Raw genomic sequence first — 15,301 nt, 5'->3', positions numbered from 1 at the left:
GGGGCCCAGGGCGGTCAGCGGGCGAAGCGCGCCGTGACGGCGTCGCCGTGGGCCGGGAGGTTCTCGGCGCTGGAGAGCGCCACGATCCGCGAAGCGACGGCGTCGAGGGCGGATCGGTCGTAGCGCACGATCTGCTGCGGGCGGAGGAACGTGTACGCTCCGAGGCCCGAGGAGAAGCGGGACTGGCCACCGGTGGGGAGCACGTGGTTCGAGCCCGCCAGGTAGTCGCCGAGACTCACGGGCGAATAGGCGCCCACGAAGATCGCGCCGGCGTTGTGGATGAGGCCGAGCGTCGCATCCGGATCGGCCGTCTGCAGCTCGAGGTGCTCGGGGCCGTAGACGTTGCTCACCGCGGCCGCGAGCTCGATGCTGTCGACGAGCACGATGGCCGACTGCGGGCCGTCGAGGGCGATCGCGACGCGCTCGGCGTGCGTCGTGGTGGCCGCGGCGCGCCCGAGGGCCGCCACGACGTTCTGGGCGAGAGCGGCGGAGTCCGTGACGAGGACCGCGGCCGCGAGCTCGTCGTGCTCGGCCTGGCTCACCAGGTCGGCGGCCACGAACTCGGGGTCGGCGCTCTCATCGGCGATGACGAGGATCTCGGTGGGGCCGGCCTCGGAGTCGATGCCGACGACACCGCGCACGAGTCGCTTGGCGGCGGCCACGAAGACGTTGCCGGGGCCCGTGATGACCTGCACGGCCTCGAGGCCGATCTCGTCGACCCCGTAGGCGAGCGCGCCGACGGCTCCCGCTCCCCCGATGGCGTAGACCTCGGTGACGCCGAGGAGACCGGCCGCGCCTAGGATGGTGGGGTGGATGGAGCCGCCGAACTCCTTCTGCGGCGGCGACGCGATCGCGATCGATCCGACACCGGCGAGCTGGGCGGGCACCACGTTCATGACCACGCTCGAGGGGTACACCGCCTTGCCGCCCGGCACGTAGAGGCCCACGCGCTCGACCGGGTGCCAGCGCTGCTCCACCACCGCGCCGTCGGCGAGCGTGGTGGTGCGGGCATCCGGGATCTGGGCGGCGGTGGCCTGCCGCACGCGCACGATGGCCTCGTCGAGCGCCGCGCGCACGGCGGGGTCGAGCCCCACGACGGCCGCATCGATCTCGCTCTGCGGAACGCGCACGTGCTCGGGCACGACCCCGTCGAAGCGCTCGGCCTGATCGCGGAGGGCGACGAGCCCGTCGGCACGGACGGCCTCGAGGAGGGCTGCGGCGGCCTCGGCAGCGACCGACACATCGGTGTCGGGGCGCGGCACGAGGGTGGTGAGCTGAGCTCGGGTGGGCGTCTGGCCGCGGAGGTCGATGGTCTGGATCATGGCGTAACCAGCCTACCCAGTCCGCCGCTGACCTCCTGGTGACGGCATCCAGTTCCGTCCAGGACGAAAGGCGACACCGTGCCCGCGCCCCACCTTCATCACCGCCCCGCCGTGGCATCGCGAGAACGCCGCGGGGGCAACAGGAGGGGGTGGACCCCGCCAGTGTGGGGCTGCACGGCATCAGTCAGGGCGGCTCGACGAGGGGCAGACCGAGAAGTTCGACAGGGAGATGGCTCTCGCTCAAGCCCTCCCCGGATGGCTCCATGAAGACAATCACCACAGACCCCACACCGCCACCGCCGGCAAGACCACCCATCAGCCGGTTGATCAACCTGCCTGGGCAGTACAGCTAGGCGAGGCAGTTCGGGCCGAGCAGCGACTTGAGCTCGCCGAAGAGGTCGGCTGTCACATTGACCCCGAACGGCACCTCGAAGATCCGCACGTTGTCGTTCTTGACGAGGCGCAACCGCACCTCGGTGTCGCCGGAGTGCCGGATGAGCACGTCGTTGAGCGCCTGCACCGTGTCGGTCGTGGCCTTGAACTCGGCGAGCGAGATCTGCAGCGGACCCGACGCGCCCGCGGCCTGACCGAGGTCGGGCTGGAAGAGGCTGAACGCGTGCAGGTTCATGCCGTCGTCTCGGAGCGAGACGCGGCCCCGCACCACCACGATGGCGTCGTTCGTGAGCGCCGGGCCGAACTCCTGATAGGTCTTGCCCATGAACATCGCGGTGATCTCTCCCGCGAAGTCCTCGACCGTGATCATGCCGTACTGGTTGCCCGAGTTCTTGGCCACCCGGTGCTGCACGCTCGTGATGAGGCCCGCGACCGTCACCTGGTCGCCGTCCTGCGTGTGCTCGCTCTCCAGCAGGTCGAGGATCGACGTCGACGCCACCTTCGCGAGCGGGATCTCGAGACCCGCGAGCGGATGGTCCGACACGTACAGCCCGAGCATGTCGCGCTCGAAGGCGAGCTTGTCGCGCTTGGCCCACTCGGGGCGCACGGGGATGTCGTGCACCTCCTCGGGCGCATCCCAGAGCGAGTCGAAGTCGAACCCGACCTGGCCGTTGGCCTCGTTGCGCTTCTGCGACACCGCGTTCTCGATCAGTCCCTCGTGCACCTCGATGAGCGCGCGCCTGGTCGACCCGAGCGAATCGAACGCCCCCGCCTTGATGAGGGACTCGATCGTGCGCTTGTTGGCGGCACCGAGCGGGATCTTCTTCAGGAAGTCGCCGAACGAGGTGAAGGCGCCCTTCTCCTCGCGAGCGGCCTTGATGAGCTCGACCACGTTCATGCCGACGTTCCGCACGGCGCCGAGGCCGAAGCGGATGTCGGTGCCGACGGCCGTGAAGAACCCGATCGACTCGTTGACGTCCGGCGGCAGCACCTTGATGCCCATCCGGCGGCACTCGCTCAGGTACATCGCCATCTTGTCCTTGGAGTCGCCCACGCTCGTCAGCAACGCGGCCATGTACTCGGCCGGATAGTGCGCCTTGAGGTAGGCGGTCCAGTAGGAGATGACGCCGTAGGCCGCCGAGTGCGCCTTGTTGAAGGCGTAGTCGGAGAACGGCAGCAGGATGTCCCAGAGCGTCTTGACCGCTGCCTCGGAGTAGCCGTTGTCGTGCATGCCCTTCGAGAAGCCCTCGTACTGCTTGTCGAGCTCTGACTTCTTCTTCTTGCCCATCGCGCGGCGCAGCAGGTCGGCCTGCGCGAGCGTGAAGCCCGCGAGCTTCTGCGCGATCGACATCACCTGCTCCTGGTACACGATGAGGCCGTAGGTGCCGCCGAGCACCTCGAGCAGCGGCTCGGCGAGCTCGGGGTGGATCGGGGTGATCGGCTGGATGCCGTTCTTCCGCAGCGCGTAGTTGGTGTGCGAGTCGGCACCCATCGGGCCCGGGCGGTAGAGGGCCAGGACAGCCGAGATGTCCTCGAAGTTGTCGGGCTTCATGAGCCTGAGGAGCCCGCGCATGGGCCCGCCGTCGAGCTGGAACACGCCGAGCGTGTCGCCACGGGCGAGCAGGTCGTAGGAGGGCTTGTCGTCGAGCTCGAGATCCTCGAGCACCAGGTCCTCACCCCGGTTCGCGCGGATGTTGTCGAGCGCGTCGTCGATGATCGTGAGGTTCCTGAGCCCCAGGAAGTCCATCTTGATCAGTCCGAGCGACTCCGCGGCGGGGTAGTCGAACTGCGTGACGATCTGGCCGTCCTGCTCGCGCTTCATGATCGGGATGATGTCGATCAGCGGGTCGCTCGACATGATCACGCCGGCCGCGTGCACGCCCCACTGCCGCTTGAGGTTCTCGATGCCGAGCGCGGTGTCGAACACCGTGCGCGCCTCGGGGTCGCTCTCGATGACCGTGCGGATGTCGACGGCCTCCTTGAACCGTGGGTGCGCCTTGTCGAAGATGCCCGAGAGCGGGATGTCCTTGCCCATGATGGGCGGCGGCATCGCCTTCGTGAGCTTCTCGCCCATGCTGAAGGGGAACCCGAGCACCCGGCCGGAGTCCTTCAGCGCCTGCTTGGCCTTGATGGTGCCGTAGGTCACGATCTGCGCCACGCGCTCGTCGCCGTACTTCTCGGTGACGTACTTGATGACCTCGCCGCGGCGACGGTCGTCGAAATCGACGTCGAAGTCGGGCATGGAGACGCGGTCCGGGTTGAGGAAGCGCTCGAAGATGAGGCCGTGCACGAGCGGATCGAGGTCGGTGATCTTCATGGCGTACGCGGCCATGGACCCCGCACCGGAGCCACGGCCCGGGCCCACTCGGATGCCGTTGCGCTTCGACCAGTTGATGAAGTCGGCCACCACGAGGAAGTAGCCGGGGAAGCCCATCTGCTGGATGACCCCGACCTCGTAGTCGGCGCGCTCGCGCACCTCCTGCGTGACCCCGTTCGGGTAGCGCTCCTTGAGCCCCGCCTCGACCTCCTTCTCGAACCAGGTGGCCTCGGTCTCGCCGTCCGGCACCGGATAGCGCGGCATGTAGTTGGCGTTCGTGTCGAAGGCCACCTCGCAGCGCTCGGCGATCAGCAGGGTGTTGTCGCACGCCTCCGGGTAGTCGCGGAAGAGCTGGCGCATCTCGGCGGCGCTCTTGAGGTAGAACTCGTCGGCGTCGAACTTGAACCGGTTCGGATCGGAGAGGGTCGAGCCCGACTGCACGCAGAGCAGGGCTGCGTGGCTCGTGGCGTCGTGCGCGTGCGTGTAGTGCAGGTCGTTGGTGGCCACGAGCGGCAGCTGCAGCTCGTCGGCGAGCTTGAGCAGGTCGGTCATGATGCGGCGCTCGATGTCGAGCCCGTGGTCCATGATCTCGCAGAAGTAGTTCTCGCGGCCGAAGATGTCGCGGAAGTCGGCGGCGGCCTTGACGGCCTCCTTGTACTGCCCCAGCCGCAGCCGGGTCTGCACCTCGCCCGACGGGCATCCGGTGGTGGCGATGAGGCCCTTGCCGTACTGGCTGAGCAGCTCGCGATCCATGCGGGGCTTGAAGTAGTAGCCCTCGATGCTCGCCTTGGAGCTCAGCCGGAACAGGTTGTGCATGCCCTCGGTGCTCTCCGAGAGCAGGGTCATGTGCGTGTAGGCGCCCGCGCCCGAGACGTCGTCCTGCCCGCCGTTGCCCCAGCGCACCCGCGTCTTGTCGCTGCGGTGGGTGCCGGGGGTGAGGTAGGCCTCGGTGCCGATGATGGGCTTGATGCCCGCTTCGGTGGCCGTCTTCCAGAAGTCGAAGGCACCGAAGACGTTGCCGTGGTCGGTGACCGCCACGGCGGGCATGCCCTGCTCCTTGGCCGCTTCGATGAGGGGTTTGACCCTCGCCGCGCCGTCCAGCATCGAGTATTCGCTGTGGACGTGCAGGTGCACGAAGGAGTCGTTCGAGGGCACTGATTCTCCGGCTGTCTCGGCTTGGGTACCAAGTCTAAACGCCGGGCGAGGGCACGTGCGGGCGTGTCGCGGGCACCCGGCTCAGAGGTCGATCGTGAGCTCGGGGGTGAGCGACCGGGAGACGCACGGATACACGGTGGAGGAGGCCTCGTCGGAGGTCAGCGAGTCGCGGTGCTCGGCGTGTCCGGCCACGACGGTGACCGCGCACGCACCGCAGACACCGCGCAGGCAGGAGCCCGGGAGCTCGACCCCGGCGATCTCGAGGGCCTTCAGCATGGTGAGCTCTGCGGGCACCTCGACGGTCTTCTCCGAGCGGGCGCAGACGACCGAGAACGGCTCGTTCGGCCGCACGATCCCCGCCTTCGGCTCGAACCGCTCGAGGTGGAGGCTGCCGGGCGGCCACTCGCGCATGGCCTCCTCGACGGCGTCGGTGAAGCGAGCGGGGCCGCAGACATAGACTGCGAGGCCCGGCTGGAGCGTCGGATGGGCGAGGAGCGCGGGCAGGTCGAGCCTCGGCGCGTGATCGCGCGAGTGCAGGGTGATGTGGTCGCCGAGCTCCTCCAGTTCGCTCCGGAAGGGCAGGCGCTCAGCGCCCCGCACGGCATAGCGCAGCGACCACTCGGCGCCCCGCCGCTCGAGCTCGCGGGCCATCGGCAGGAGCGGTGTGATGCCGATGCCGGCGGCGAGCAGCAGGTAGCGCTCGGCGGGCAGCAGCGGGAACAGGTTGCGGGGCTCGCCGACGTAGACCGTGCGGCCCTCGCGCAGATGGCCGTGGATGTAGAGCGACGCGCCCCGGGAGGGCTCCTCGCGGAGCACCGCGATCCGGTAGCGGAAGCGGTCGCCCGGGTCGCCGCAGAGCGAGTACTGACGCTGCTGCCGGGTGATCAGCTGCACGTCGACGTGCGCTCCCGGCTCCCACGGCGGCAGCGGTTCGCCCCCGGGGTGCTCGAGCTCCAGGCTCAGGATGTCGCTTGACTCCGGGCGGATGCGCGTCACGACGAGCGGCCGCAGCCCCTTGCGGCTCGGCACCTCAGTAGAGCGTCTTGTAGGCGCCGACCATGCCCTCGTCGATCAGCTGCGCGACCTCGGGCGGCAGGCCGGAGGCCTCCGCCCACATGGTGCCCGAGGTCGGGAGCTCGGCCGCGAGATCCTGCATCTCGGGGTCCCAGAGCCCGGAGCGCACGAGCGCCCGCCCGCAGTGCAGGTAGACCTCCTCGATGCGGATGACCGTGGCCACGGACGGCGTCACGTGATCCTGCTCGAGAACGGCGAGGAGCTCCGGGTCGTCGGTGATGTAGGCGCTGCCGTTGATGCGGAGCGTCTCGATCATGCCGGGCACGAAGCAGACGAGGCCGACGTGGCCGTTCTCGAGCACGTTGAGGAACGAGTCGGCGAGCTTGTTGCCGAGCCGGTCGGGCAGGGCGATCGTGCGCTCGTCGAGCACGCGCACGAAGCCCGGATAGTCGCCGCGGGGCGAGCAGTCGAGGTTGCCCGCGGCGTCGGAGGTGGCGAGGCAGAGGAACGGCGAGTGGGCCAGGAACGCGAGGCTGCTGCGGTCGAGATGGTCGAGGATCTTCTCGCTCGTGCCCGGATGCGGGTGGCCGAGCCGCGCGCGCAGGGCCGCCTCGTCGAGTCGCCGGAACTCGGTCTTCACGATCTCGTCCTCACGGGTTCCGAGTGTAGCCGCCCCCGGCGATCCGGCCGGGGGCGGCCCGCGCGGCTAGCTCGTGAGCGTCTTCTGCGCGTCGGCCTCGGCAGACAGGCTCTGCACCGCGATCTTGCGCGGCTTCGCGCGCTCACTGATCGGGATGACCACGCTCAGCACGCCGTTGTCGTAGCTCGCCGAGATGCCGGCGGTGTCGACGCCCTCGCCGATGCTGAACTGGCGCAGGTAGCTGCCGGACGGGCGTTCCTGGGTGAGCCACTTCGCTCCGGCGGCCTCACCGGCGGTGCGCTGGGCACGGATGGTGAGCAGCTGACCGTCGACGTCGATGTCGACCGATCCCGGGTCGACGCCAGGCAGATCGGCGTTCAGCACGTAGCGGTCGGCGTCGCGGTACAGGTCGACGGGCATCACCCGGGGCCCGGGGCGGGACTGCAGCAGCCCGGAGGCGAGTCGGTCGAGCTCGCTGAAGGGGTCAAAGGTCATAGCCATTACGATCAATCTCCTCTCGAGTTGTGGACTTGAGTCACTTCGACTCAACTACGGATATTCTGCCTCCGGTGCGCACCGGATGCCAACTCCCGCGAGCTTGAGATCCGCTGAAAATCCCCAGACGGTCCCGTACTTCTTCCCGATCGGCTGCACCGGGGCCGGGCAAGCTGAAGGTCGAGGGCGAGCGCACCACCCGCGAGCGCACGAAGCGCACGCAGGAAGCGGCGGTCAGCGGCGCCCGAACAGCCCTCGGCGGCGGCGGTGGAACGGCTTCACGGAGCGGAGCAGATGGTCCGCCCCCGGTGCGACGTACATCACATCGATCGGTGCGCTCTGCGAATACACCACGAGCGTCTGAGCGAGATCGCCGCCGAGCGACTCTCGAAGGCCAGGGGCGCCCACGAGCACGAGCAGGTAGCTCTCGTCGACCGAGCCCGCCCCCTCGGGCGTGACCTTCCAGCCGAGCACCGCCTCATCGACCTCGGGGTGGCGCTCCAGGAACGCCACGAGCGCCTCCTTCATGCCGGGCGGCACCCGCGCGGGCTCCCCCACGAGCACCTGCGTCTCGGCCTGGACCATGCGCGGTGTGAGCGTGGCCGCGCCGTCGAGCAACTGGCCGATCTCACCGGGCAGGAAGTTCTTGCCGTGGGCCGAGTGCGGGTTGAGCACGAGGGTGGCCCCGCGCGTCATCTGCCACAGCACGCGGCACGGCAGCGCCAGGAAGCGGCGCTCGAAACTCGGCACCACCTCGAGGGTCTCCGTCAGTCGCGCCTCCGAGGTGTAGAAGGGCTGCACCGACCGGCCGTCGGCGCCGAGCAGGTCGGCGAGTCTCGCCGTGCCATCTCCGGATGCCGTACCCGGCACGATCACGGTGCTCGCGAGCAGCGCCTCCAGAAACGCCGGCGCGGCGATGGGGTCGACCGCGGCGGCAGCGAGCAGCGCCTCGATCTCGGCCGACCCGCGATCAGTCATCGGCGAGCGGCCCGAGCGGCGCCGCCTGCGCTCCGGGGTCGCCGGCGGGCGGCTTCAAGCCCACCGCGGGCAGGACCACTCCGTCGATGATCGCGATCAGGTAGTCGCGGTCGACGGGGCGCTGGGTCACGAGCAGACGGTAGGCGGTCATCGACGGGGCGACCATGGAGATCGTCGCCACGTCGCAGTCGGCCGCGATCTCACCGCGGTCGATGGCGCGCTGGAACAGCCGCCGATTGACCTCGGCGCGAGGCTCGACGATGGCCGAGCTGATGGCCTCGGCGAGCTCCGGCGACCGTGAGATCACCGACATGAGCCCGCCCATCACCCGGAGCTTGCGGTCGGCGTCCTCGACCGCGCGCGGCTTGATCATGGCCACGAGGTCACCCCGCAGGGTTCCGGTATCGGGCAGGTGATCGGCGTCGAGACCCTTCGACTTCATGCAGGCCACGGCGTCGACCACGAGCTCGCCCTTCGAGGGCCAGCGGCGGTAGAGCGTGGCCTTGCCGGCCTTCGCGCGGCCCGCCACCATCTCCATCGTCATGCCGTCGTAGCCCACCTCGGCGAGCACCTCGATGGCGGCGTCGAGGATGTCGGCGTCCCGCGAGTGGTCACGGCGGCGCCCGAGACGGGCGGGGGCGGCATCCGGGGCCGGAACGGCAGCATCCGGAGCGGTCGTGGTGGTCTCGAGCGGCATCGTCGCTGCTCCTCCTCAGGTGTGGGTCGTCGGGCCGGGGGTGTGCACCGATCCTGTCACGAGATGTTTACTGAACCCATGGTATCCGAAACTGGCAAGTTCCGTATATAGTCCTTCCATGCCCGAATCCCCCGCTCCCTCGTCGCGTCGCTGGCTCACCCTCACCACCGTCGCGCTCGCCCAGCTCATGGTCGTGCTCGACGCGACCGTCGTGAACATCGCCCTCCCCTCCGCCCAGGCCGACCTCGGCTTCTCCGACGGCGACCGGCAGTGGATCGTCACCGCCTACTCCCTCGCCTTCGGCAGCCTTCTGCTGCTCGGCGGGCGGCTCTCCGATCTGATGGGCCGCAAACGCGCCTTCATCATCGGACTCATCGGCTTCGCCCTGGCCAGCGCCCTCGGCGGCGCGGCCGACTCGTTCGGTCTGCTCGTGGCCGCCCGCGCGCTGCAGGGCGTCTTCGGCGCACTGCTCGCCCCCACCGCCCTCGCCGTGCTCACGACCACCTTCACCATCCCCAAGGAGCGGGCTCGCGCCTTCGGCATCTTCGGAGCGATCGCCGGCGCGGGCGGGGCGGTCGGCCTCCTCCTCGGCGGCCTCCTCACCGAGAGCTTCAGCTGGCGCTGGAACCTCTACATCAACGTCGTGATCGCCGTCATCGCGATCGTCGGCGCCATCGTCTTCGTCTCGACGCCGAAGCGCGAGGGCGCTCGCCCGAAGCTCGATCTGCCGGGCACGGTGCTCGTCTCCGCAGCGCTGTTCGGCCTGGTCTACGGATTCTCGAACGCCGAGAACAACGGCTGGGACTCCCCGCTCACCTGGGGCATGCTCGCCGGCAGCGTGGTGCTGCTCGTGGCGTTCGTGCTGTGGCAGCGTCGCGCGGCGCATCCGCTGCTCCCCCTCGCGATCGTGCTCGACCGCAACCGGGGTGCGGCCTACACCTCGGTGCTCATCGCCGGCGCGGGGATGTTCGGCATCTTCCTGTTCGTCACCTACTACCTGCAGACCACGCTCGGTTACTCCCCGATCCAGACGGGGCTCGCCTTCCTGCCGATGATCATCCTGCTCGTCACGGCCGCCCAGCTGGGCACGAACATCTTCGTGCCGCGATTCGGGCCGAAGGTGGTCGTGCCGATCGGCATGACGCTCGCGGCGCTCGGGATGGCGTACCTGACGCACCTCGACGTCGGCGCCACCTACGTGAGCGACGTGATGCCGCCGCTCATGATCCTCGGCTTCGCGATGGGCACGATCATGCCCGCGTCGATCCAGACCGCCACTCTGGGCGTCGACCGCCGGTTCGCGGGAGTCGCCTCGGCGACGGTGAACACGAGCCAGCAGGTGGGCGGATCGATCGGCACCGCGCTGCTGAACACCCTCGCCGCCACCGCGGCGGCCGACTACCTGGTGTCGCACCTGCCGGCGGATGCGTCGGCGAATGCCTCGACGGCCGCTGCCGTGGCCGCCGAGGCCGCGGTGCACAGCTACGCCACGGCCTACTGGTGGGGGGCCGCGTTCTTCGCGGTGGGTGCTGTCATCGCCGCCCTGCTCTTCCGGCGCAGGGGCGACGGCGTCACAGTCGGCGTCGCGCTTCCGGACGCACGCGAGGCGGACAGCGCGATGCAGGATGCGCCGGTGCTCGGCCACTGAGCGACTGCGCGAGGGCGCGGGTAGGGTGAGACACGATCCGCCCGCCCCACCCCGAGGAGTAGCCGTGCCCACGAACGTCACCGGTGTCATCGCCCGCGCGAAAGGGGCGCCCGTCGAGCTCACGACGATCATCATCCCCGACCCCGGGCCCGGCGAGGCGGTCGTCGACATCGAGACCTGCGGAGTCTGCCACACCGACTACCACTACCGGGAAGGCGGGATCAGCGACGACTTCCCGTTCCTGCTCGGGCACGAGGCCGCAGGCCGGGTGAGCGCCGTGGGCGAGGGCGTGACCAACGTGGAGGTCGGCGACTTCGTGGTGCTCAACTGGCGAGCGGTCTGCGGGGAATGCCGGGCGTGCCTGCGCGCCGAGCCGTGGTACTGCTTCAACACGTTCAACGCCACCCAGAAGATGACCCTCGAGGATGGCACCGAGCTCAGCCCCGCGCTCGGCATCGGCGCCTTCGCCGAGAAGACCCTCGTGCACGCCAAGCAGTGCACGAAGGTCGACCCGGCCGCCGATGCCGCCGCCGTCGGCCTCCTCGGCTGCGGCATCATGGCCGGTCTCGGGGCGGCGATGAACACGGGCGGTGTGGGCCGCGGCGACTCCGTCGCCGTGATCGGCTGCGGCGGCGTCGGCACCGCCGCGGTCGTCGGCTCGGCTCTCGCGGGCGCCACCACGGTGATCGCGATCGACCGCGATCCGAAGAAGCTCGACGCCGCACGCCGGCTCGGAGCCACGCACGCGATCGACTCGAGCAGCCTCGACGAGCACGGCGTCGTGGCGGCCGTGCAGGAGCTCACCGGAGGCTTCGGCGCCGACGTCGTGATCGACGCGGTGGGCCGCCCCGAGACCTGGCGGCAGGCGTTCTATGCCCGCGACCTCGCCGGAACCGTCGTGCTCGTGGGGGTGCCGACGCCCGACATGCAGCTCTCCATCCCCCTCCTCGACGTCTTCGGCCGGGGTGGCTCGCTGAAGTCGAGCTGGTACGGCGACTGCCTGCCCGAGCGCGACTTCCCGATGCTCACCGACCTGTTCCTGCAGGGCCGGCTTCCGCTCGACGAGTTCGTGACCGAGCGGATCGGCATCCGGGACATCGAGAAGGCCTTCGGCAGCATGGCGAGCGGCGACGTGCTGCGCTCGGTGGTGGTGCTCTGCGCCCGCATCGACCACGTCGTCACGAGCGGCACCTTCAGCCTCGACGGCGGCACCTGGGACGTCGACAACAACGTCTGGATCGTCGGCGACGACTCCGAGTGCGTCGTGATCGACGCCGCCCACGACGCCGCCGCGATCCTCGCGGCCATCGGAGACCGCTCCGTCCGGGCGATTCTCCTCACCCACGCACACGACGACCACATCGATGCGGCGGCGGAGCTGCAGGCGGCCACAGGCGCGCCCGTGCTGCTGAACCAGGGCGACCGGATGCTCTGGGACGCGGTCTACCCGTCCGCTCCCCCGACCGGCACCCTCTCCGACGGCCAGATCGTGGAGGTCGCCGGGATCGCGCTCGAGGTGCTGCACACCCCGGGCCACTCCCCCGGTGCCGTGTGCCTCTCCGCCCCCGGCCTGCAGACGGTCTTCTCGGGGGACACCCTCTTCCAGGGCGGGCCGGGGGCCACCGGTCGCTCGTTCAGCGACTTCCCTACGATCATCGAGTCCATCTCCGCGAAGCTGCTCACCCTCCCGGCCGAGACGGTCGTGCGCACGGGCCACGGCGACACCACCACGATCGGAGCGGAGGCGCCGCACCTCGAGGAGTGGATCGCCCGGGGGCACTGATGCCCGTCGTCGAGTCGCGCTGCGTCGTGCCGGTGAGCGCCGAGGTGGCGTTCGCCGTGTCGCAGACGACGGGCTCGGTGCGCCTGCGCTGGGACCCGTTCATCCGACGACAGAACCTCATGGACGGAGCGACCACGCCCGCCAAGGGCGTGCGGACCTTCACGGTGCAGCGCTTCGGGTTGCGGATGGTGAGCGAGTACGTCTCGTACAATCCGCCTTCGAACGTCGGGATGAAGATGACGAAGGGGTCGTGGTTCTTCGAGCGGCTCGGCGGCGGGTGGAGGTTCACGCCCGTCGAGGGCGATCCCGGGAGCACCTTGGCTGTCTGGCGCTACAACTTCTCCTGCAAGCCGCGGTGGCTGGCCCCCTTGGCCGAGCGGATCGGCGCCGTGATCCTGCAGCGCGACATCGACCGGCGCATCCGGGGTTTCGCTCGCGGGTGCGAGGATCCGGTGGTGCTGGCGCACGTCGGCGGCGCGGCGGCGTAGGCCTCGGGGTCAGAAGCTCCCGCCGGCTCCGAAGCCGCTGCGGTCCACGTGGCGGATGGCCTCGGCGGTTCGACCGTGCTCGGGCCGATTGGGGGCGTCGCGGGGGTCGAGGTGCGAGCTGTAGTCGCCGCTCCGGCGGTGGCGCACCGCGAGGGCTACGCCGATCCCGACGATGATGGCGGCGACCACCAGCAGGATGATCCAGATCGGTTCCATGTCCGTCGTCCTCCCACGATCGATGTTCCGTGCTTCCACTCTTCCGTCGATCGGTGCGCCCTGTGCCGATGCACACCGGATGCCCAGACGGGTGGCGTCACCTCACGGGCACACGTAGAGGGACTCGACTGCTCGCGCCACGCTGCTGGTGCCACCCACGACGACGACCTTCGACGCCCCGAGAGCGACGATGTCGGTGACCACGTCCAGCGGCACGCACTGGCCGTTAACTAGGTACAGCGGTGCGTGCTGCAAACCCGCACGGGCCCCCACCGCCAGCCCGTCGGAGAAGTTCTTGCCGGTCGCGAGGAACACCGTATCGGCCTGGGTGAAGGAGCCACGGTTGAGCGCGATCGCGGCGGAGTACCGATCGGGGCCGGACAGCCTGGTCACGGCGATGCCGGCGCCGAGCGAGGCGGCCACACCGGCCGACACCGATGCCTCGCCGCCCACGATCGTGACGGCTGTCGCACCGAGATCCGACAGCGCGTCGCGGGTGCCCGGATCGGCCGATGTCGCAAGCCCTCTCGTGAGGAGCACGGGTGCTCCTGTCGATCCGGCGGCCGCGCCCGCGGACAGCGCATCCGGATACGTCGTGCCGGTCACGACGAAGGCGTTCGACGAGCCCGCCGGGAAGGCATGAGCCACCACGGCCCGCGACACGGCGTACCGGTCCGGCCCGCCCAGACGTGTGGCCGGTGCCAGAGTGCGGAGTTCACGCAGCACGGCGTCGCTCACGCTCACGGCACCGCCGACGACCACAATCGATGCCGGATGCAGTCGCGAGATCTCCGCCTTCACCGGCGCGGGAAGGCGATCCGAGGGGGTGAGCAGCAGGGCTCCGCCCTCTGCCGCCGCCGCCGGGCCGGCGGAGAGGGCGTCTGCGAAGGTCTTGCCGGCCGCCACGTAGACGACGGGTGCGCCCGTGGCCGCATCCGGGAACTGGGCTCTCGAGTTCGCGACGGCGACGGCGTAGCGGTCCTGGCCGTCCACCCGGGAGGCGGCGACGCCGGGGAGGGTCACCGTCGGTGAGATCCGGCCGGTGGAGGCGCGGAGCACCCCGGGCGCCGACACCATCTGATACGTCGTGATGGTGTGGCCGACGTCGGCGAGGGTGATCGGGTAGTCGAGCGCGCCCTCCCGCGTGGCTGGTCGCCCCGAGCTCTCCCAGAGGATTCGGGTGTTCGTGGGCGACGGCGTCCACGTGGCGGGAGTGTAGGTCAGCGTCGACCCCGGAACGGGGACGCCGGAGAGTGCGGCGGGGGTGAGCTCCTTCATGCCGGTGACCGTCGTCGAGACGCAGCCGAGCCCGGCCGGGAGGTTGCCGGGATAGTTGTAGTACGGCTGCGCCCACACGCACACCTTGTACGAGCCCGGACGATCGATCGGGAAAGTCTGCTCGAATCCGCGCACGCCGGCGAGGCCCGGGCGCGAGGCCTGGATGTCGGGTCGCGCGAGACTCGATGATCCCGGGATCACCTTCGAGTAGTTGTAGCTCGGATCGGCGTCGGTGTGGTCGAGGTTGAACGACAACCAGTTGTCCTGCGGCACCCAGGTGTCGGCGACCCAACCACGGACGCGGATGGCTGTGGAGTCGGGCGAGAGCTCGGCCGTGAGGGATTCCGCGGCACCCGAGAGCATCTCGGCGTCGACCTGCACCGATCTGCATCCGACGACCTCGGCGCGCCACCTGGCGCAGAAGCGGTAGGTTCCCGCCTGGCCGGGGTAGCCGAGCGTCGCCTGGAAGCCGTGGTTCGGGCCGGCTTCCGGGTAGGCGGCGGCAACATCCGGGCGCGACAGCCCCGCCCGGTTGTCGTGGGACCCGTACCAGGTCGCCGAACCGTCGGGCCGCAGCACCTGCCATGACCCGCTGTCCGGCATCAGGGCCGCCCCGGGGTTCTGGGTGTCGTACATCCAACCGGTCGCCACGATCCCTTGACCGGGCACGACCACGAGCGAGTCGAGCGAACCGCGCGCGAAGCTCGTGACCGCGATCGGATCGAACGGCACCGTGTCTGCCCGCGCGGGCGCGGCGCCCACGAGCACGAGCCCGCTGGTCATGAGCAGAGCCGCGAAGGCGGCGATGGTACGGCGCACGGGAATTCCCCCTCGCCCCTCCACTCCGGCGGTGGAGACGGCCCGGGGCTCGTCCAGT

At 70.0% G+C, this 15,301-nt stretch carries 12 protein-coding genes and 1 pseudogene; 4 read left to right on the top strand and 9 right to left on the bottom strand.

Going from position 1 to position 15,301, the window contains the following annotated elements; translation table 11 throughout:
- Positions 1–14: 14 nt before the first annotated feature.
- From hisD to N1028_RS19020, 7 genes are all read right to left on the bottom strand, one after another.
- Positions 15–1,322 (bottom strand): histidinol dehydrogenase, encoded by a 1,308-nt coding sequence (gene hisD, locus N1028_RS19055; RefSeq protein WP_259531108.1) that lies wholly within the window; start codon positions 1,320–1,322, stop codon positions 15–17.
- A 349-nt stretch (positions 1,323–1,671) separates the two neighbouring features.
- Entirely contained in the window at positions 1,672–5,136 is a 3,465-nt protein-coding gene (gene dnaE / locus N1028_RS19045) for a DNA polymerase III subunit alpha (RefSeq protein ID WP_375163417.1), read from the bottom strand.
- Positions 5,137–5,268: 132 nt separating this feature from the next.
- A complete protein-coding gene (locus N1028_RS19040; RefSeq protein ID WP_259531105.1) occupies positions 5,269–6,216 on the bottom strand; it encodes a PDR/VanB family oxidoreductase in 948 nt (315 codons plus the stop codon).
- Position 6,217: 1 nt separating this feature from the next.
- Positions 6,218–6,841 carry an MSMEG_1061 family FMN-dependent PPOX-type flavoprotein gene (locus tag N1028_RS19035; RefSeq protein ID WP_259531104.1) on the bottom strand — a complete coding sequence of 208 codons (624 nt, stop codon included), beginning with the start codon at positions 6,839–6,841 and terminating at the stop codon, positions 6,218–6,220.
- 66 nt (positions 6,842–6,907) lie between these two features.
- On the bottom strand, positions 6,908–7,342 hold the full coding sequence (locus N1028_RS19030; protein ID WP_259531103.1) for an Hsp20/alpha crystallin family protein: 435 nt from the start codon (positions 7,340–7,342) through the stop codon (positions 6,908–6,910).
- Between the two features lie 228 nt (positions 7,343–7,570).
- A complete protein-coding gene (locus N1028_RS19025) occupies positions 7,571–8,314 on the bottom strand; it encodes an enhanced serine sensitivity protein SseB C-terminal domain-containing protein (protein WP_259531102.1) in 744 nt (247 codons plus the stop codon).
- Positions 8,307–9,011: a TetR/AcrR family transcriptional regulator gene (locus N1028_RS19020; RefSeq protein ID WP_259531101.1), complete on the bottom strand. Its 705-nt coding sequence runs from the start codon at positions 9,009–9,011 to the stop codon at positions 8,307–8,309. Before N1028_RS19020 ends, N1028_RS19025 begins: the two co-directional genes overlap by 8 nt.
- A 118-nt stretch (positions 9,012–9,129) precedes the next feature.
- Here N1028_RS19020 and N1028_RS19015 point away from each other — a divergent pair, with 118 nt between their 5' ends.
- The 4 genes and pseudogenes from N1028_RS19015 (at position 9,130) to N1028_RS19000 (ending at position 12,930) form a co-directional block, all read left to right on the top strand.
- Entirely contained in the window at positions 9,130–10,659 is a 1,530-nt protein-coding gene (locus N1028_RS19015; protein ID WP_259531100.1) for an MFS transporter, read from the top strand.
- Between the two features lie 64 nt (positions 10,660–10,723).
- A pseudogene (locus N1028_RS19010) lies at positions 10,724–11,815 on the top strand (S-(hydroxymethyl)mycothiol dehydrogenase); the annotation flags it as partial.
- Positions 11,792–12,442 carry an MBL fold metallo-hydrolase gene (locus N1028_RS19005; protein ID WP_259531125.1) on the top strand — a complete coding sequence of 217 codons (651 nt, stop codon included), beginning with the start codon at positions 11,792–11,794 and terminating at the stop codon, positions 12,440–12,442. The pseudogene N1028_RS19010 and the gene N1028_RS19005, both read left to right, overlap by 24 nt.
- Entirely contained in the window at positions 12,442–12,930 is a 489-nt protein-coding gene (locus N1028_RS19000) for an SRPBCC family protein (RefSeq protein WP_259531099.1), read from the top strand. The genes N1028_RS19005 and N1028_RS19000 overlap by 1 nt, the downstream gene beginning before the upstream one ends.
- A gap of 9 nt (positions 12,931–12,939) precedes the next feature.
- Here the strand turns inward: N1028_RS19000 and N1028_RS18995 are convergent, their stop codons facing one another.
- Both N1028_RS18995 and N1028_RS18990 read right to left on the bottom strand, forming a co-directional pair.
- A complete protein-coding gene (locus N1028_RS18995; RefSeq protein ID WP_259531098.1) occupies positions 12,940–13,146 on the bottom strand; it encodes a hypothetical protein in 207 nt (68 codons plus the stop codon).
- Between the two features lie 102 nt (positions 13,147–13,248).
- Positions 13,249–15,243: a cell wall-binding repeat-containing protein gene (locus N1028_RS18990; protein ID WP_259531097.1), complete on the bottom strand. Its 1,995-nt coding sequence runs from the start codon at positions 15,241–15,243 to the stop codon at positions 13,249–13,251.
- Positions 15,244–15,301: the final 58 nt, after the last annotated feature.

It is taken from the genome of Herbiconiux oxytropis, from assembly GCF_024979315.1.
Lineage (GTDB): Bacteria > Actinomycetota > Actinomycetes > Actinomycetales > Microbacteriaceae > Herbiconiux > Herbiconiux oxytropis.
The sequence above is the reverse complement of the archived record's forward strand: the minus strand, read 5'-3'. Positions and strand labels throughout refer to the sequence as shown.